The sequence below is a fragment of the Petroclostridium xylanilyticum genome (genome assembly GCF_002252565.1).
Lineage (GTDB): Bacteria > Bacillota > Clostridia > SK-Y3 > SK-Y3 > Petroclostridium > Petroclostridium xylanilyticum.
Window position 1 is genome coordinate 619484 of sequence record NZ_NPML01000019.1, and the last position, 20148, is coordinate 639631.

Here is a 20148-nt window from a genome sequence, read left to right on the forward strand (position 1 = left end):
TCTTAATTTTTTATTATTATTTCAACACTATTCCGACAGTTTCCGGGCCAGCTTTACCGCATCATGGGCATCTTTGGAATAACCATCTGCCCCTATTTCCTGGGCATATTGTTCGTTTACTACAGCCCCGCCAATCATGAACTTGCAGTTCAGTTCTTCTTTTTTAGCCAGTGCTATGACCTCTTTCATTTCCAACATAGTAGTGGTCATTAGTGCTGACAAGCCGACGATACGGGCACCAATCTTTTTTGCCTTTTGTACGATTTCCTGTGCACTTACATCCTTCCCCAGGTCATATACATCAAAACCATAGTTTTTCAGCATCAATCCTACAATATTCTTTCCTATATCGTGGATATCTCCCTTTACTGTCGCCAGTACAAGTTTAACCTTATTTTGCTGGTTTTCTCCATTTTCTGTTTTTAATAGAGGTTCTATGTGCTCAAAGGCATTTTTCATTGTTTCTGCGCTCTGGATCAATTGGGGAAGAAAATATTTTTTCTGTTCAAATAAATCTCCCACGTAATTAATAGCCGGAATGAGTGTTTCATCCACCAGATTTCCCGGGTTAACGCCTTCTTTTAACGCAGTATCTATAAGTCCCTTAATACTTTCTTTATTCCCTTTTACCACAGCATCATAAATTTGCTCTGCTATTGTTGAGGAAGGCTTGCTGTCCTTAGCAGCTGACTGTACCTGCTTGTTCCCTCCAAAACGGGCAATATAATCTTTGCTGTGAATGTCCCTGGCTGCCAACACATCACAAGCCATCTTAATATTCATAAGCATTTCGCTGGACGGGTTAGCAATTGCCATGGTCAAGCCCCTGCCTATTGCCATCGCCATAAAAGCTGTGTTAATCCAGCTCCTCTCGGGTAACCCAAAGGATACATTGGACAATCCCATAATGGAATTGCATCCGAAGGTATGGGTACACCAGTCAATCACCTTTAATGTCTCCATGGCAGCCTTTTGGTCTGAAGATACAGTTAGAACCAAGCCATCCACTACTATATCCTGTTTAGTAAAACCATATTTTCGTGCTTGGTCATAGATCTTCTCCACAAGAGTACATCTTTCTTCTGCAGTTTCGGGAATTCCTGCATCATTTAATGGAAGAAGTATAAACATTGCACCATACTTTGCAGCAATGGGAAGCAGTCTTTCCATCTTTGCTTTTTCTGCAGATATGGAATTAATAAGGGCCCTTCCGGGATAAATACGCAAAGCTGCTTCAATAACCTCCGGAGAAGATGAATCTATACACAATGGTACATGCACCATGCTGCTCAACTGCTCCACCACCCGGAGCATGGTTTCTTTTTCATCAATTCCAGGCATTCCCACATTTACATCCAGGATACCTGCTCCACTCTCCACCTGATCCATCGCAAGATCCAGTACTTCTTCCATCCTTCCTTCCCTTAGCTCTGCCTGCAACTGCTTTTTACCGGTAGGATTGATTCTCTCTCCCACGATAACCGTCGGACGCTCAGCCCCAATATACACGGTTTTTCTTGTTGACGTCAGGGCACCTACTGCTTCTGCCTTAGGGGGTACAGGCTTAAGTCCGGCAGTATTTTGACGGATTTGCTCAATATATTCGGGAGAAGTACCGCAGCATCCACCGATAAGATTAACCCCCAGGTCTATGAATGGTTTTACATATTTCCCAAATGTGCCTGCATCCATGTCGAACACCGTCTTACCATCCACCAGCTTAGGCAACCCGGCATTAGGCTTTGCAAGAAGCGGTACTTTTGCATTAGCTCTCATTGCTGCAATAACATCAAGCATTGCCTGAGGTCCGGTAGAACAGTTGCAGCCTACCGCATCTGCACCGAGACTCTGCAGTGTGATTAATGCCGTAACAGGGTCTGTACCTGTTAGTGTCCTGCCATCCTCATTAAATGTCATGCTTACGCATACCGGTAAATCACAGCTTTCTTTAACAGCCAGCAGGGCAGCCCGGGCTTCCTGGATATCCATCATGGTTTCAATGACAAAAAAGTCCACCCCACCTTCAAGCAGCCCCTGCACCTGTTCTTTATAAATATCAACCAGCTCTTCAAAAGACATTTCTCCTATAGGTCGCACAAATTCACCCGTAGGTGCAAGATCTCCCGCTACAAAGCCCTTTGGCCCTACCGCTTCTCTCGAAAGCTGCGCCAATTTTCTATTCATCTCTATAACCTTATCGCCTAAACCGAATTCGTTCAACTTGATTCTATTTCCTCCAAAAGTGCAGGTGTACACCGCATTGGAACCAGCCTTCACATACTCCTTTTGTACTTCTACGATCACTTCGGGGTGTTCTATTACCCATTGTTCAGGACACACACCACGAGGCATTCCCTTCTTTTGAAGCTGGGTCCCGGTAGCGCCATCCAGTATCATGATATTCTCCCGAAGATATTTTCTAAAATCTTCTCTATTCATCTTCTTCAATCCCTTCTATTCCTGCAATAGCCAGCACTGACTTTTCAGGAATCAACATATATTTTTCAGTAAGCTTAAGTCCTAACCTATTCAAGCCAAGCATATCAAAAATGATTTTCTGATTTGAAAGCGGAAGGTCGCCGTATCCCGGGCTGTAGCGGTGTTTAGTCAGCTTCTTTCCTTCCCTGCGTATCAGTTTATTGATAAAATCCATCATCCAGTTCAATCCCGCATCTGCTGTCTGGGAAGCAACAGAATCCAGTATCACTCCCAAAGCAGCATCTCCGCCGGTTACTTCAGTTGAAATTCTTTGTACTATTTCTTTTCCAACGGTAGATGCCATTAGAAGCACTTCATCACTTTTCTCTAAAAGTCTGGCAAGACTTTCACTCTCCAGTATTTCTCCACCTTCCAGCTTTACAAAATTGCTGCTGCGTTCAATAATCGCAAAACGTCCAAATGCACCTTTAGGATGGCAGAGTAATAAACCCTGTTTTATACTGTCTTCCAACATATCCTTTTGTTCATCATTTAAAATTGTTACATTCTTTTTATATCCTAAGCGCAGCAGAATCATATCTCTTTTAGGTTCAGCCGGAATACTCTCAAGATATTTGATATTTGCCATAATCCATCAACACCTACTTGTTTGTATACACTATATTATATTAATTATAGAAAATTTTCAACTAAGTCCAGTGATTAGGGGTGCATTTTCTGAATTTGAAGAGTATTATTCCTACACTTAAGGCTACAAGGCTAAGAGCCTGTAAGCTTGCGTCTATTGTATTTTTTATAAAAGCTGCAAATAAATTTGAAATATAATGAAAATTGCCTGAAAATCTTCTTAAATTAGGAGACTCTTGTATTTTTCTCACTGTTTATGAAATCTATAATATGGTATTATAATATTGGACAAAAAAACTAAATATACTAATTATTTCTACAAATAAGTACATAAATATATTAAATAATCTATAAACTACTGGACGTTATACTAAATCATCCTAACTGAAACAGTAAAACATATTACAAAAGGAGGAATAGGGAACAAATGAATGACATCCAAGCTGCGAACATCATAAAATCTATATCAGTGAATTCAAAAATCTATACTAATTGTCTCATACTTTTTTTGCTGTTAATAGGAGCATTTTATATTAGTTCCCTTAATTATCTGTTGTTTCATACTGCTATTGAACTCTTTGCTATTATCATCGCTTTTAATATTACTATTATAGCAATAAATACCTATCCTATTTCCAAGAACGATTACTTTATGTTTTTAGGAATTGCCTTTGGTTTTGTAGGTATCTTTAATTTGTGTCACGTTTTTACTTACGAGGGAATAAATATATTTAGCAGAAGTAATACTAATATATCCCTCCAGTTTTGGATTGCCGCAGGATGTATAAAAGGCTTATCCATTTTATTTTCGTTTATTTTCTTCCATAGGACTGTTAAGCCTTACTTTATATTTTTCTTTTACGCTTTCGTATCATTATTCCTGTTATTAGCAATTTACTACTGGGGTATATTTCCCGATTGTTTCATTGATGGTAAAAGATTAACAGCTTTTAAGATAATAAGTGAGTATGTAATTTCCTTAATTTTACTGATATCCATTACCCTGCTAATACAAAATAAAAAGCATGTTCGTTCCAACATATTTTGGCTTATGTTATTATTTTTTATTACTGCCATTGCGTCCAAACTTTCATTTACACTTTTTTTAAACCCAAGAGACCTTTTACACACTATCGGCCATCTTTTTAAATTAATATCATTCTATCTAATTTATAAGGCAATTAATGAAACCAGCTTAAAAGATCCCTACTGGCTTTTATTTAACCAGTTATCTAAAACAAATAATGAAAACTCAAAGTTAGAAATAGCTAATAGGCAATTATCTGAGGAAAATATTAATCATAAAAACTTCCAGGAAAAAATTACTCACCTCAACCGCCTATATTCTGTTTTAAGTGAAATTAATAAAGCTATTGTTCACATTCATGACACAAAAGAACTGTATAAAGAAGCATGTCGTATTGCTGTTGAAAAAGGCCAATTTCGTATGGCATGGATTGGTCTCATTAACTCTAATGCCTCTTTAGTAGAACCGGTTGCTTACTGGGGTTTTGAGGAAGAATATCTAACAGCGATCAAAATTTCTACTAAAGATATTTCGACAGGATGTGGCCCTGTAGGTCTTGTAATCCATGAGAATAAGTATTTTGTAGCTAACGATATCGAAAATCAATTTCATGCATATCCATGGTATGCTGAAGCAATCAAGCGCAATTATTATTCTATCGCAGCCTTTCCAATACAGGTACAGGGTAATGTTGTAGGTACAATGTGTTTTTATTCTGAAAAACGCAATTTTTTCAATGAAGAAGAAATCAACCTGCTTCAAGCGCTGGTAGATGACCTATCTTTTGCAATTGAATCTATAGAAAATGAAAGACAACACGAACTTATTAAGGAAACATTAAAGGAGACGTTAGATCTGGATAAATTAAAAACTGAATTCTTTGCAAATATCTCTCATGAGTTAAAAACTCCCATAAATGTAATTTTCAGCACTTTGCAACTGTTAACTTTATATTCAAAAAGTAGCGTATCAAAAAATAATGAAGATAAAATGGATAAATATATACATGTAATGAAGCAAAATTGCTACAGGCTTATACGTTTGGTAAACAACGTAGTGGATGTCACCAAGATAGATTCAGGCTTTTTCAATTTGTCTCTACAAAACCATAATATTATAAATCTTGTTGAGGAGATCACACTATCAGTTGCACAGTATATTGAAGGAAGAGGATTACTGCTTGAGTTTGATACTACTATCGAAGACAAAGTTATAGCCTGTGATCCTGATAAAATTGAAAGAATTATCTTAAACCTGCTTTCCAATGCAATTAAATTTACCAATCCAGGAGGTAAAATATCGGTAAATATAGATGATAAGGGAGAAAGTATTACCATCTCAGTAAAAGATACAGGAATAGGAATCCCGGAAGATAAGTTAAATATGATATTTGAGCGTTTTAGGCAGGTGGACAAATCCCTTGCAAGAAACCATGAAGGCAGTGGTATCGGCCTTTCTCTTGTTAAGTCCCTTGTTGAAATGCATGGAGGAAAAATCTCTGTAAAAAGTGAATATGGAAAAGGAAGCGAATTTATTATAGAGTTACCGGTGAGGATATTGCCACAACAGGATCATACAAGTGAACACAATATGAATAATATAAAACAAGGAGCAATAGAGAAAATTAATATTGAGTTCTCCGATATATATGTATAAAACTAGTGTTAAGATTAAGATTGAGACTAATAGATTATACAATAGCTTAAACTATTAATTTTAATCCCAGTCTCAATCTGACTTTCATTATATATTCATCTTTCAAAGTCATTTTTCTCAATTATTAATACCGCTTACCGTGAGGTTTTTCTTTTCCTTCCCTATCAAAAGCTAAAGTGGCATTAAGTTCTCCCCCCATTAGAATAACCATCGCACTAAAAAAAAGCCAGATTAAAAGTACAATAGCTCCTCCTATGCTGCCGTAGATTCTGGAATAATTTCCGAAGTTATTTACATAATATGCAAACCCTAAAGAAATTAAGATCCACCCAATAGTAGCAAAGATGGCTCCAGGGATTACTTCTTTCCACATAAGACGGCGGTTGGGTATGTATCGGTAGAATGCAGCAAAAATCAGGACCATAATAAGTAACATAATAATATATCTTAAAGTATCCCATATAGCATGAAAAAAACCGGCCAGTCCCAGCCATTTGGCTAAATAAATGCCAATTTGCTGACCAAAAATTAATAATATAAAGGAAAGCAATATAACTACAGCCAGCGCGACGGTAAATAGGATAGCGATTCCCTTTATCTTCCACAACGGACGCTCTTCCTCCTCATCATAGGCTTTATTAAGCCCCCTGACTGCCGCACCGACACCATTGGACGCTGCCCAGAGGGTCGTAACGATTCCAAAGGACAATAATCCTCCATTTTTTCTATTTGTTATATGTGAGATGCTATCATAAATTAGTGCATAAGCATTTTGAGGCAGAATATTTGATAATTCTCTAAGCACTTCCTCACTTGACAGGGTAGTATATCCAATCATTGTTACCAGGAAAATTAAAAATGGGAAAAAAGATAATAAAAAGTAATATGCCAGCTGAGCTCCCAGTGCAGGAACTTCATCATCATAAAAACGAAAGTACAAATTCCTGACGTACTTAATTAATTTATTGAGATTCATTTTTATTTTCCCCCTAAGACATATCCAATTTTGTTCTTAATATTCCCCTTTTTGCAATTGAATACACTTAGAGAGGGCTTAGACCTTTTTAAATAGATTTCAAGACTTTAGAGCAGGAAGTTTATCATGCTGTTCTGAAATTTGGACGATCCATCATGAAAGCTATACTTGAGGGCATTGATAAAGAATTAAGGATAGCCAAGCAGGAACAGGAAAAAGTTAGAGCATACCATGAAGGCAAGCTTGAAGAGACCAAGGAAGTCAAAGTGCTGAAGGAAGTAAAAAAGATAATACGCCTGATTAAATCTGGAAATGTAGAAAAAGCTTTAGCGCGTATAGAAGAGCTCAAATATGAGTGTGGCGGAGAATGCGATAAGGTAGAAAAGCTTAAAAAGCTCGAAGAGTACCTAAAGTATATCCAATACATCAGGGGCAGATTCCTTACACCGGTTGTGCAATGACAGAAGGCCGTAAAGCTATTAGAAACTTGGTAAGTTATAGAAGGTTAGAAGAGATCATTTAACATACCATATGGAAAAAAGAGAAAGAAAAAAGCACTATAAAGATACCAAAGACCTACGAAGCCCTGCTTCTTGTCAAGGCCGCCGGTGATGGCGTTCATTTTAGCCTTGACAAGAAGGCTTATGGTATATGGTCCCATTGTGTGGTTACTTCTCATTACAAAATCTTCGAATACTCTTTGCCGCTTAGCTTCAAGCTCTATCTCAGAAAGCAGTTCTTTGGCAATAAGGCAAAGAAGCTTTTAAAGAAGCTTTTTAAGAACAAACAGCAACTTGCCATGCAGCTTACGGATAAGTTTGTACCGGTTACACAAACAACGTACTTATTGGTTGATGCTTGGTACACATCGGGAAAGCTGACACTTCATGCTCTTAGGAAAGTCTATCACCTCATTGGAAGAATTAAATCCAATATTGAAGCGAGCTACCGGCACCATAAAAACTCACTTGGCTTTGATGAGTATCAGGTTGAGTCCCTAACCTCAATAAAGCGTTTCTGGAGTATGGTCTTTATGACCTATATATTCCTGGAGCTTTTCAGGGTTTCTACCAAGAAATCCTTGAAGCTTAATAACATTGGAGATATCATAGGATATTTCCGCAACAATACTTGTTCAGTATTTGCTAAGTTTGCATATACCTGTGCAGTAAAAGGGGTAAATATTGATGCTGTTATTACCAAATTAGGGATGGTGCATAAATATTTACAATTTACTGCACAACACTAATTTCATTACTTAAATAAATTAGGTAGGAATAATGAAATTTGAGGAATATAGGTTATAAGCATCAGTAATAGAATCATTACAATCACAAATGGTCCTATACCCCTTACTACCTCGTCTAGCTTAGTTTTTCCAACTCTGGCTGCAACGAAAAGATTAACACCAAGTGGCGGCGTGATAAAGCCGATTGCCAAGTTAACAACCATAATAATCCCAAAGTGTATAGGGTCAATACCAACTGCTTTTACGACGGGTAAGAATATTGGTGCTAATATCATAATAGCAACTAATGTATCCATGAAACAACCAACAATCAATAACATTATATTTATCAGCAGCATTATAATAATAGGATTGCTTGTAAGGCTTGTCATACCCTCGGCTATAGCCATTGGTACACGTGCTATTGTCAATATCTTAGTAAATGCAGATGCACATCCAATAACAACGAGAATTGTACCAGTTGTTAAAGCAGCCTCTCTTATAACACGAAACGAATCTTTAAAGGTTAACTCTTTATATACAAATACTCCGACTATAAAGCTATAAATTACGGAAACAGCTGCTGCCTCGGTGGGTGTGAAAACACCGCCATATATACCACCAAGAACGATTATAGGACTGATAAGGGCCCACTTTGAGTCCCATAATTCACGTCCTGCACGCTTCCATGTGAATGGTGTTTCGTCACCTTTGTAACCCATCTTTTTTGAATAATAAAACGCCCATCCAATTAATCCAAGACCAATTAATATACCTGGAATAAATCCTGCCATAAACAGAGCGCTTATTGAATTACCTGTAGAAACACTGTAAATAACCATTGGAATACTTGGTGGAATAATAACACCAATACTTCCTGCTGCAGCAACTAATGCTAATGTAAACCTTCTATCATAGCCCTTTTGTAACATTGTTGGTACAACCATACCACCGATAGCAGCAACTGTTGCAGGTCCAGAACCTGAAATAGCTGCAAAGAACATACATACTACAACGGTAACAATTGCAAGACCGCCAGTAATTCTTCCAAAAAATACATTAACTGTGTTAAGAAGTCTTCTAGAAATACCTCCAGCACCCATAAGCTCTCCTGCTAAAATAAAGAAGGGTACTGCCATAATAGGGAATGAATCTACACTAGTTACTAAGTTCTGTGCGATATAGTTAATGCCTATAGTTTTTGAGTACATAATTGTTAACAAAGAAGCTCCACCGAGGGCAATTCCTACAGGAACATTGAGTATTAAAAACAATGCTAAAGTTCCAAAAAGTATCAAACTAATCATGCATTTCAACCCCCGATTTAAGATTCTTGATTCTCAATATAATTACTTGTATCGTTCTAAAAGCAGTAAGTGTAAAACCTACAAATGGTGCTGCATAGATGTACTGCATAGGTATTCTCATGGCAGGAGATATCTGGCCGCCAGAAGCCTGCCTTAGAACAATCTCCCATGATGTTACTATAATGAATGCTGAAAAAACAAAAACAATTATGTCGCCGATAATAGGCATATAAGGTCGTACATTCTTCGGCATCAGATACAATGCTGCTTCAATTTTAATGTGCTTGCGTTCCTTTACCGCATAGCTTATTGCAAAGTAAACAATCCACACAAATAAATATCTTGCTAACTCTTCCGACCATGTAAGGGATGAGCGAAATACATAGCGCATTATCACCTGGAAGAAAATGACAACACTCATAATAGCCATAAAAGCAACTAGGATGTAATCCTCAAGATGTTTGTCTAAAAATTTCAACACTTAAATTCCCCCATTTTTCACCCATAAGGGTTTAATGATCAGTTAATACAGGTGCAATAAATCTACTGCTATTTGTCTTAATGTTCTTTACTATTTTTTAATAGCGGCTATTACTTCATCCAAATATTCAGGATTGTCAATTTTACTCTTTACTAAATCAAATACGGGCTCCATTTTTTCTTGGAATGCTTTCTTTTCACTTTCTGTTAGTTCAATAACCTCTGTGGTTTTAGCTGCTTTAATTTTTTCAATAGATTCTTGATCGTATTTCTTAGCTTGTCCTCTTTGGTAAACAGTAGCTTCTTTCATTGCATCCATGATTATTTTCTCTTGCTCATCTGTGAGTCCGTTAAATTTGTCTTTATTCATTACGATTACGTATGGCGTATAAACGTGTTCTGTTCTGATTAAGTATTTTTGTACTTCATGGAATTTGTTAGCATAAATAAGCTCTGATGGGTTGTCTTGTCCGTCAACAGTACGTTGCTGTAAAGCAGTAAATAATTCAGTAAAGGCCATAGGTGTTGGATTAGCATTCAATGCTTTCCAAGCAGCTATATGAACTTCGTTCTCCATAACTCTAAGTTTTAATCCCTTAGCATCATCAGGTGTTTTTATCGCTCTATTGCTTGTTGTTAAGTTTCTAAAACCATTCTCATTATATGCAAGGAATTTTAATCCTTTGCTTTCTAAGCCGTCCCCAATTTTCTTACCAATTTCTCCATCAAGCACTTTATATGCTTGTTCTCTGTTTGTAAATAAGAAAGGAATATCATAAATATAAAGATTTTTATAGAAAGAAGATAGTGGCGTTGATGAAACCATTACTATATCAATATTACCAAACTGAGCTCCTTCTATAAGCTCTCTGTCTCCACCTAAGGAGTTGTCTGGATGAATATTTATTTTTATAGCGCCGTTTGAATTCTTTTCAACTATTTCTTTAAATTTCACTGCCATATCTTTTGCCGACTGAGCTGTACCTAATGCGAATTTTAATGTAATTGCGTCCTGTGTATTTCCTGCTGAATCCGCACCCTTCTGTCCACAACCAACCAATATAGAACCAATTAATCCCAAAACAAGTGTGAATGCAATAACCTTCTTTAACATTTCTATTCCTCCTTGTTATTTCATAATATTTTTTATAGTATCATTCAAGTTATTATACTACTACAAAATTCAATTCATCATTATTGAATTTTGCTGCAACATTCTTTGCACAAATTATACTTACAGCAGAAATTGCTTCTTTGGTATACATTCCAATATGAGATGTTATAATCACATTAGGTAAAGTCAATAAGGGGTTATCTTCCTTAATCGGCTCATCAACAGTAACATCAAGTGCCGCTCCCGCAATATGCCCTGAAACAACTGCATCATATAAATCTTGCTCATTAACAATACCACCTCTTGCAGTGTTTATAATATATGCTCCCTCCTTCATGCTTGCAATTTCTTTTTTTGAAATTAAATTAAGTGTCTGGTCATTTAAAGGCAAATGAAGAGATAAAAAGTCACAATTTTCAATTACTTCTTTAATATCGCAAAGCCTCACATGATCAAATTCCTCCGGTACTTCCGTTACAAAAGGATCATAAGCAAGCACCTTCATGCTAAAGCCTTTTGCTCTGCGTGCAACGTTCTTTGCAATAGCCCCGAAACCGATCAAGCCAAGAGTTTTATTATAAACATCAGTACCTATAGCAGGCTTCCACTCACCGTTGTGTACCCTATTATTAGTAAGTACTATTCTTCGAGCACAAGCAAGCATCATACCAAAAGCTAAATCTGCAACAGCATTAGAATTTGTTCCCGGTGCATTTGTCACTGTGATTCCCAGCTCCTTTGCCTTTTCTAAGTCTATGTTATCAAGCCCTGCACCATGCTTACATATGATTTTAAGCTTAGTACAACGTTCCATATCCTCAGGATAAAATTTATGTGCACCAATAATAAGTGCATCATAATCAGGAATAATTCTTGCAAATTCTTCTTGGTTAAAATCTTTTCCAGCAAATGTTATTTCAAATCCTGCATCCTTTAAAATATTAATAGGCTCATCACTTATTTGCCCAAAAGATCGTGATGTAATCAGAACCTTTTTAGTCATGACAATCCTCCTTTTAGATTTTGCTGTTAATTATTTTTCTCAATCCGTCTATTGCGTAGCTTTTTTTGTTTGAGATAGGCATCCAAATTATATTTTTAATAAATTTGCTCTGTGATAAAATTGTGCTGTAAATTTCATACATTTTCTCGTTTGCAACAATTGCCGCTGTCTCACAGCCTGTCCAAAAATATTCGCAATAGTAATCAAGCACATTCCCTACGGCTCCTGTTATTACACCTTCTATATATGACAACCTAGAAATTTCGTCACCATTGTTAAAAAGTCGCATAGCATGACAAATATATATTGCACGGTTAATTCCAAAACGTCTAAGGTTTTCACAGCCTTTAAGTATCATTTCCTTATTAAATTCCTTTGCCTCTACGCTTAAAACAGGAGAGAGAATTGTTGCTGTTTTAAGTGCATAAAAAAGCTCCCCTGTGAAGTTAGAAATAATATCTTTTATCTCATCGTTTTCAATACATGCAATATGAGTATGAGAACCGGGCATTATAACTGCTACCTTTTCGTCTGGACATTTCTTTATAAGTTCATCCAATGTGCCAATAATCTCTATTTCCTCACCGCGCATATTATTAATAAATGAAATATCATCACCAGTTGTTTTAATCCCCGGTACAAGGTAAATATTTCGTTTAAAACGTTTCCCTTCATAGTGGCAATAAATACTTTCTGCAAAATTCTTTATTGTAATAGGTATAATCAAATGAGGAACTTCTATGAGACCATAAGGGGATGTCACCATACCTGATGCATAAATTTCTGAAATATCTTCATCTGAAAGTTCATTCTCTTGAAGAAGTACATCATAAAGCTCCTTCATACCATCAATAAGTACATTATTACTTCCTGCAATGGCTGAATCCTTTGAACCAACATTTTTCTTTTCGGTAAAAAGCACTTCAAAATCTTCGTTCAGTAAGTATATTCTTGTGTTTGAAGTACCAGAATCGTAATAAACAATTTTTTTATCCTTCATAAACTTACAGTCCCCTAATTGCATCTACGTATTCTTTTGCAATAGCTGCAATTTCATCAAATTTGCCTTCATCCACAAGCTTAGCACTTACAAGATTTCCGCCAACGCCTGCCCCCACTGCTCCAGCCTTTATGAACTCTGCAATGTTGTCCGGTGAAACACCGCCTACTGCTGTTATAGGAATATGTTTAAGTGGTGCTTTTACCGCTTTGATATAAGATGCCCCGAAAACTCCTGCGGGGAAAAGCTTTATAATATCCGCACCTGCATTGTAAGCAGCTACTGCTTCTGATGGCGTCAATGCTCCCGGAATGGATACCTTATCTAGTTTTTTTGTTTCCCTAATAACCTCGAGATCCGTGTTAGGAGAAATGATATATTCAGCACCTGCTTCAACTGCCTTATGCACCTGTTCCACAGTAAGTACTGTTCCCGCACCAACCATTACCTTTTCACCAAAGTGCTCCTTGATTTTTGAAATGCTTACTAATGTATCTTTTGCTTTTTCTTCACTTGACTGATCAAATGTTACCTCTACACAGCAAATACCGCCGTCGAGCATTGCCTGTACCAAGCTTATAATTTTATCACTTGAAATTCCTCTTACAATTGCAATTATCTTACTTTCTAAAATTTTATCTAAAACCTTCTGTGACATTTTGCGTTGCCTCCTTTTCACTTCTACACTATTTTTATCTTAAATATCCTTACAATCGATAACAACCTTTACTGTGCCATTTTTACTATCAGCTATCAGATCGAATACACTTTCGCTGCTCTTAAGAGGAACTACATGGGATACTATCTTTTCAAGGTCATCCTTAATTTGAGCAGAATATTCTACTGCCTGTCTAAATTCTTCCTTTGTGTATACTCTTGTTCCAACTATATGCTGTTCTTTAAAATTGATATCTCTTAAATCAACTTTGTGTGGTGCTTTGTGAACTGATACCAAACAGATAGTCCCGCCAACTCTTGTAATCTTCGACATTTGTATTGCAGCTATTTCAGCGCCACTGCATTCAAACAGTACATCTACGCCTTCTCCTGCTGTAGCAGCCTTTGTCACTTCTTCCATATCTGAAGTTTTTACATTTACAGCTATCATTCCGAATTCTTCTGCTTTTTTAAGACGCCCCTCGTCAATATCAGAGATGAATATTTTAGATGCACCCATATGCTTTAGCATCATACCTGTTATTATTCCAATTGGGCCTGCACCTATAACAGCAGCAGTGTCTAAAGCTTTAAATCCACTTTGGTGAATAGCTCGGACAATAACAGCTAAAGGCTCAATAACAACTGCTGCCTTATCAGAAACTGTATCGGGTACTTTGAATAAAACGTCTTCATCAACATAAGCATATTCTGAAATTCCACCATCAACATCAATACCAATAAGACGTAATGTATTACAAACATGTGCGTTTCCTGTTCTACATGGGAGACAATGCCCACATGAAAGAAGCGGATATGCTACAACTCTATCGCCTTTTTTAAACTTCTTAGTATCTTCACAAACTTCGCCTAGAAATTCATGGCCTAATACTAATGGTGCTTTTGCCCTGGGATGTGTTCCGAGAAAAATACCTATATCTGAGCCGCAAATCCCACAATATTTCATTGCAACCTTGACATACCCAGCCTTAGGTACTGGATCTGGAACTTCCTTAAACTCAGCCTTTTTAGGACCAGTATACACTAATGCTTTCATAAATGACCCCCTTTTATTATTTTAATAGTTATAGCAGCTTTCTGCTTAACTTAATAAACGACCGAAATTTTTGCTCTGCTTACTTTAATATTATTACATTGAATAACACTTCCAACCTTTAAGACTATGCTGTATTTCTATAACGTTTACTTAATAAGTCTGAAAATCATAAACAAATGGAATAAAATTTTTTTTAGAATATAAAATATTTTAATAACTTGATTATAAATTTTTTAGAATAGTCTGTCAATACAAAAATTTTATAATACAACTAAAAATAAAAATAATTTTTATTATATTGACAAAGCATTAATTTTATTTTAAACTATGGATAATAATTTTTATGTATGAGAAAAAAATTTTTATTTCTAGTTGAAAAATTTTTCCTATAAAAGTTTATTTAACTGACTTGACTTGTGCATCAATATGTAAATAACTGCAATATTTGATGCGTATTATTATTCACTATATTATATAAAGGTTTAAGACATGGAGAATACCGAAGCAATTAAAAAACAAATAAAACTACTACAAGATGAAATTAGTACTTTAATTGAAAGAAATAATTATACAGATTTTAGTCGGTTACTTAAGCTAAGTCAAAAGTTAGATGATATCATAAATAATTGGTTAATAGCTAATCAAAACAAAAGGTAGCCCGAATGCAATATACAATTGTTTACAATTAAGTGCACAATTTAAGTTAACTGAATTATTTATTATATAAATTATCTTTATCAAAGAAATCAAAGGTGAAAAAACATGGACAAACATACTTCAAAAGCAACGTTAATTGACACTATTTATCACAATATAAAAAGGGATATTGCTCAAAGAATATTAGAACCAGGAGAAAAAATAAATATAAAAAAGCTTTCTGAACGGTATGGCGCCAGTGAAACTCCTATTAAACAAGCTTTAAATCGTCTTATTTCTGAAAATTTGATTGAAAACATTCCACGAAAAGGCATGAAGGTAAAAACTCTTCAACCAGATGAAATTGATGAAATTTTTGATATGAGATTAATGCTTGATTTATTTTACACAAAGGAAATCATCACTACTGTTAACAATAATGATTCATTGCGTGAACAGTTAGAAAAAAATGTTAAGGAGCACCTTGAAATAGTTTCTAAACCTATGCCTATTGATGCTTATATCATTAATTATGAATATGATAAGATATTTCATGAACTTTATTTAAAAAGTTCAGGTAGCAAAAAAATTGTTGAAATCTTCCACAACCTCAATCCATATATGTACACCAATTATGTCTTTAGAAGGCAATCTCCTGACAGAGATGTTGCAGGCGTAAAAGAACATGAAGCTATTTTAAATGCCATCCTCTCACAGGATGAACAAGCTTTGAAAGAGGCAGTAACAACTCATATTCTCAATTCTAAAAGGACTATTGGGCTTATTTTAAAAGTAGATAGAATGTTATAATTTTATTTGCACATATATTTTTTATATTTTATATTAGGAAAGGGGATTTTTGATATGAATTTATTTGATGTAACGGGTAAAAAGGCAATCGTAACAGGTGCTGCACAGGGACTTGCATATGGTATGGCTGAAGGTTTAATGGAAGCGGGAGTTGAGGTTGCAATTATTGATATTTCTGCAAAAACCGCTGATGTTGCTGCAGAGTTTGTAAAAAAAGGCTATAAATGCCATGCAGTTAACGCAAACCTTGGGAACAAAGCAGACCTTAAAAGAGGATTTGATGAAGCGCTTGAAAAATTAGGTGGACGCCTTGATATTATTATCAATGCTGCGGGAATTCAAAAAAGACATTTTAGTGAAGAATTTCCTGTAGAAGATTGGGAAGAAGTTATCAATGTTAATCTTAACTCCGTATTCTTTCTTTGCCAACTCGCAGGAAGACAGATGCTTAAACAAGGCTCAGGAAAAATCATTAACATCGCTTCTATGCTTAGCTTCTTTGGCGGCTACACAGTACCTGCATATGCAGCAAGTAAAGGTGGCGTAGCTCAGCTTACAAAAGCGCTTTCTAATGAATGGGCATCTAAAGGAGTTAACGTTAATGCTATAGCTCCAGGATACATGGACACAGAAATGAATGTAAATCTTGTAAATGACCCTAATAGAAATGCTGAAATTCTCGGACGTATCCCTGCAAAGAGATGGGGAACCCCTAACGATATGAAGGGTGTTGCTCTTTTCTTATCAGCTCCTGCATCTGACTACTTAAATGGTGCGATTATCCCTGTTGATGGTGGTTATTTAGGAAGATAATAATTCTTTTGTTTCTGTACAGGCGTTCCTACTCCAGGAATGCCTGTACTATTTTCTATCTCTGTTTCATCCCTTAAACAGTTATGAGCAATGTTTTCCTTTCCATAAGGCAGCAACACTATATCTGATACTTGTATTTGTCAAGTGAAAATTGAAATATCGCAAATCCATATTTGGAAAAGATTAGGTGTGAAAAGTTATTGATCAAAAATTGTAAAAAAGTACTTGACATTCACACAGCATTAGAATCATTCAATGTAGTTTGAATTACGTGTCTTTTTTGCTTTGTAAAAACTCAAATATCAAACCGCATTGACCTATGCTTCTAACAATGCTAAGATATACATAATTGATGTATTTTGATGGAGGTCTTAAATGTTTACAAATTTAAATGCAGTCATATTTGATCTGGACGGAACATTGATAGATTCCCTATGGATCTGGGACGAGATTGACATTCAGTTTCTGGGTAATAGAGGTATCACTTTACCGGATGATTTGCAAAAAATTGTTGAAGGAATGAGTTTTACTGAAACAGCTGTATATTTTAAAGAAAGATTTAACTTACAGGAAAGTATAGAGGAAATTAAAGAAGAATGGAATACAATGGCCAATCATTACTATAAAGATAAAGTACCCTTAAAAGAAGGTGCTAGAGAGTTCATTGAATTTTTAAGAAGCAAAAATATTAAAATGGGGATTGGTACAAGTAATTCCAGGGAACTCACCCTGGAAGTATTAAAAAAACATGGTCTTCTCCACTATTTTGATGCTGTTGTAACTTCCTGTGAAGTAAAAAAAGGCAAACCGCACCCGGATGTGTTTTTAAAAGTGGCTGAGCTTTTAGAGGTAAAGCCTGAAGAATGCCTGGTTTTCGAGGATACTTATGCAGGGGTGCTGGCTGCCAAAAGAGCCGGGATGAAAGTTTTTGCCGTAGCTGATAGGTTCTCTTTTCCTTACAAGGAGGAAATTGCGGGTTTGGCAGATAAATATGTTGAAAGTTTCAAAGAAATTGCATAATATAATAAAACAACCACCTTTTTTTAAGAGGTGGTTGTTGAGTTGCCCTTTCTTAATGCAGTTGGACTTATGCCATATATTCGCTTAAATGCGCGTCTAAAGGATTGGGCACTGTTGTAACCTACCATTTCAGCAATATCATTGATGTTAAGCTCCGTATTTTTTAGAAGCTTGCAAGCATGGTCTAATCTAACCTTTTCAAGATAATCGGTAAAGTTTATTCCAGTTTGCTCTTTGAATAAATGAGAGAAGTATCCCTCTGATAAATTAAATTGGGAAGATACTTTATAAAGTCCAAGGTCCTGATGCATATAGTTAGTATCAATATATTTTTTTATATTATTCATAAGCTCTAAATTATTATTGCTCTTTTGCTGTTGGACCAATTCACACATTTTGCTAAAGATAGTTTCTACTAATTTAAAATTTTGCTCTATCGTATTAGAAACATCTATACTTTTAACTATTTTTTTTATGGCATCCTGATCTGCAAACTGAGACATTAGCTTGATAATAGTACTTTTCAGTTCATAAATCAGTTCTTTTGACATATAAATTGATAAACTTCTTGATATAAAGTTTTCTTCATAAATTATAGACAATAGTTTTTGTACTTGTATTAAATCACCTGCTTTTACATAATTAATAAGTCTTTGTTCAAAATCTAATGGATAGTAGTAGATATCACTTTCCTTTGGTATATTCTGATACCACACAATTGCGTCATTTGTATCAGTAACATAATTAAGAGCCTGTTCAGCCTGTTCAAAAGAATGCCAAATATCCATCGGCCCATCACAGGGCTCACCTATTCCAACAGATATTTTCATATTATAAACAGAAAACAGTTCATTTTTTATGTCATTGATAATTTTTTGGTTATAATTAAAAAAATAGGTATTATTCACATTGTTTGCAGTTAGTAAAATGGCTATCGTACGATTATCTACGTCATGAAAAATCATTTTGTCATCCAAATATTTAAGTAATGTGCTCCTCAAAATAGCTTTTGTCGCATTGAGTTCTTGAATTATTTCCCTGTTTATGCTTATATCCATAGAATCATTATTATATATTCTTAGCAGCAATACTATAAATTTATTTCCATTAATATTTAAACCAATATAGGAGGAAAAAGCGTTTAATTCTTCCTCATTATATATTTGTCCTTTAAAAAGCTTATCAAGAAAGCCCGCTTGGATAAGAGGCTTCTGGTTTTTCATATCTTCCTGAAGGGATTTATTACTTGCAATCAACTGCAAAACACTCCCATTAATCACAGAAAAAGCATCATGTTCTTTAGGTATATCATCACCTAAAAATTCTTTAAGTTGCCTTACAATATTCACCAACGGCTTGCTGTTTTTATATGCTAAAAAAATGGCTATTGCTACACCAAATATCAGTGTGAAAAAAAATATCGTCCAGTTAATACGTTTAAAATAGTTCAACCTTTCAAATACTATCTCTGAGGGGAGAACGATGACATATTTCCAGTGATTATAGCTTGAAGTTGTATAGGTAATAATCATCTCTTTATCAGCAATATGCTTTTTGACAAACCCTTCATCATTTTCCAATCCCTGTATAGCAACATTATCAATAATATCAGGATTTAATATCCCGGCCATTATTGTCCCATTGCTATCCAGTATATATGCCCAGCCACCTTTTGATAAATCTAATGAAGAAAATAGTTTGGTCAGGTACTCCTTGTTAAAGGATATTGCCAAGGCTCCTTGAGATTTTTGCAGATAGCTCAGAGGCAATGACTGAATATATGTGATGACAGGTGAATCATTTGTTTCTGAATCAACCAGGGTATCGGGAATATATTCGCCTATATAATAGCGGTTTGTCAATATTTCCTTCCATTTTTCATATTCATTTTTATTATACTTTAAAACGCTGTCATAGTAAATATCTCCTGGATATAGTGTTTCGTGCGTAACGACATAATTGGTATTTTTTAAATAGATATATACACTGCTTATAAAATCTCTATTAATCATGTAACGTGAAAGATCACGTATTGCAACACTGAAATCATAGTATGCTGAATGATTTAATGGCTGTTTTAAATTTAACAGCGCATTAATTCTAGAATTTGTTGCTATTTGCATAGACAATGTTTCAACTTGCTGAAGTTGATGGTCTACAATCTCCTTAGTTTGATTTAACATAGAAAGATTGGATTTTCTAATGTCTTCTTTAACAATGGATAGCGCAACTTGATAACTCTGAAGCCCAACAAATAAAGGCAACAATAATATACATATATAAGAAAGCACGAAGTGC

General features: G+C 35.4%; 17 protein-coding genes and 1 pseudogene. 7 read left to right on the forward strand and 11 right to left on the reverse strand.

Annotation, left to right across the window (positions count from 1 at the left end):
- Positions 1–27 precede the first annotated feature (27 nt).
- Both CIB29_RS15080 and CIB29_RS15085 read right to left on the reverse strand, forming a co-directional pair.
- On the reverse strand, positions 28–2439 hold the full coding sequence (locus CIB29_RS15080) for a homocysteine S-methyltransferase family protein (RefSeq protein WP_094551051.1): 2412 nt from the start codon (positions 2437–2439) through the stop codon (positions 28–30).
- Positions 2432–3067: a vitamin B12 dependent-methionine synthase activation domain-containing protein gene (locus CIB29_RS15085; RefSeq protein ID WP_094551052.1), complete on the reverse strand. Its 636-nt coding sequence runs from the start codon at positions 3065–3067 to the stop codon at positions 2432–2434. Before CIB29_RS15085 ends, CIB29_RS15080 begins: the two co-directional genes overlap by 8 nt.
- Before the next feature lie 426 nt (positions 3068–3493).
- On the opposite strand from CIB29_RS15085, the gene CIB29_RS15090 reads away from it, so the two are divergent.
- On the forward strand, positions 3494–5749 hold the full coding sequence (locus CIB29_RS15090) for an MASE3 domain-containing protein (RefSeq protein ID WP_094551054.1): 2256 nt from the start codon (positions 3494–3496) through the stop codon (positions 5747–5749).
- A gap of 124 nt (positions 5750–5873) precedes the next feature.
- Here the strand turns inward: CIB29_RS15090 and CIB29_RS15095 are convergent, their stop codons facing one another.
- On the reverse strand, positions 5874–6725 hold the full coding sequence (locus CIB29_RS15095) for a YihY/virulence factor BrkB family protein (RefSeq protein ID WP_094551056.1): 852 nt from the start codon (positions 6723–6725) through the stop codon (positions 5874–5876).
- A gap of 155 nt (positions 6726–6880) precedes the next feature.
- On the opposite strand from CIB29_RS15095, the gene CIB29_RS15100 reads away from it, so the two are divergent.
- Positions 6881–7186 (forward strand): hypothetical protein, encoded by a 306-nt coding sequence (locus CIB29_RS15100; RefSeq protein ID WP_094551058.1) that lies wholly within the window; start codon positions 6881–6883, stop codon positions 7184–7186.
- 188 nt (positions 7187–7374) lie between these two features.
- A pseudogene (locus CIB29_RS15105) lies at positions 7375–7974 on the forward strand (transposase family protein); the annotation flags it as partial.
- 5 nt (positions 7975–7979) lie between these two features.
- Here CIB29_RS15105 and CIB29_RS15110 read toward each other — a convergent pair.
- From CIB29_RS15110 to CIB29_RS15140, 7 genes are all read right to left on the reverse strand, one after another.
- Positions 7980–9260 (reverse strand): TRAP transporter large permease, encoded by a 1281-nt coding sequence (locus tag CIB29_RS15110; protein WP_094551060.1) that lies wholly within the window; start codon positions 9258–9260, stop codon positions 7980–7982.
- Entirely contained in the window at positions 9253–9741 is a 489-nt protein-coding gene (locus CIB29_RS15115) for a TRAP transporter small permease (protein WP_242965247.1), read from the reverse strand. The genes CIB29_RS15110 and CIB29_RS15115 overlap by 8 nt, the downstream gene beginning before the upstream one ends.
- A gap of 90 nt (positions 9742–9831) precedes the next feature.
- A complete protein-coding gene (locus CIB29_RS15120; protein WP_094551062.1) occupies positions 9832–10854 on the reverse strand; it encodes a TRAP transporter substrate-binding protein in 1023 nt (340 codons plus the stop codon).
- Positions 10855–10906: 52 nt separating this feature from the next.
- Complete coding sequence (locus CIB29_RS15125; RefSeq protein WP_094551064.1) at positions 10907–11857, reverse strand: phosphoglycerate dehydrogenase; 951 nt, start codon at positions 11855–11857, stop codon at positions 10907–10909.
- Between the two features lie 13 nt (positions 11858–11870).
- On the reverse strand, positions 11871–12857 hold the full coding sequence (locus CIB29_RS15130; protein ID WP_157910320.1) for a 2-dehydro-3-deoxygalactonokinase: 987 nt from the start codon (positions 12855–12857) through the stop codon (positions 11871–11873).
- Between the two features lie 4 nt (positions 12858–12861).
- A complete protein-coding gene (locus CIB29_RS15135; protein WP_094551068.1) occupies positions 12862–13515 on the reverse strand; it encodes a bifunctional 4-hydroxy-2-oxoglutarate aldolase/2-dehydro-3-deoxy-phosphogluconate aldolase in 654 nt (217 codons plus the stop codon).
- 39 nt (positions 13516–13554) lie between these two features.
- Positions 13555–14571: a zinc-dependent alcohol dehydrogenase gene (locus CIB29_RS15140; RefSeq protein WP_094551070.1), complete on the reverse strand. Its 1017-nt coding sequence runs from the start codon at positions 14569–14571 to the stop codon at positions 13555–13557.
- Positions 14572–15060: 489 nt separating this feature from the next.
- On the opposite strand from CIB29_RS15140, the gene CIB29_RS19680 reads away from it, so the two are divergent.
- From CIB29_RS19680 to CIB29_RS15155, 4 genes are all read left to right on the forward strand, one after another.
- Positions 15061–15228, forward strand: a complete 168-nt coding sequence (locus tag CIB29_RS19680; protein ID WP_117434609.1) for a Spo0E family sporulation regulatory protein-aspartic acid phosphatase — start codon at positions 15061–15063, stop codon at positions 15226–15228.
- A 105-nt stretch (positions 15229–15333) separates the two neighbouring features.
- The gene (locus CIB29_RS15145) at positions 15334–16017 is read left to right on the forward strand and encodes a GntR family transcriptional regulator (RefSeq protein WP_094551072.1); all 684 of its coding nucleotides are present in this window, start codon (positions 15334–15336) and stop codon (positions 16015–16017) included.
- A gap of 54 nt (positions 16018–16071) precedes the next feature.
- Complete coding sequence (locus CIB29_RS15150) at positions 16072–16830, forward strand: SDR family oxidoreductase (protein WP_094551074.1); 759 nt, start codon at positions 16072–16074, stop codon at positions 16828–16830.
- A gap of 375 nt (positions 16831–17205) precedes the next feature.
- Positions 17206–17850, forward strand: coding sequence for an HAD family hydrolase (locus CIB29_RS15155; RefSeq protein WP_094551076.1), 645 nt, complete (start codon positions 17206–17208; stop codon positions 17848–17850).
- Between the two features lie 23 nt (positions 17851–17873).
- On the opposite strand, the gene CIB29_RS15160 is transcribed toward CIB29_RS15155, so the two are convergent.
- Positions 17874–20148, reverse strand: a 2275-nt coding sequence (locus CIB29_RS15160) for a helix-turn-helix domain-containing protein (RefSeq protein WP_157910321.1), incomplete at its 5' end; no start/stop codon positions are given.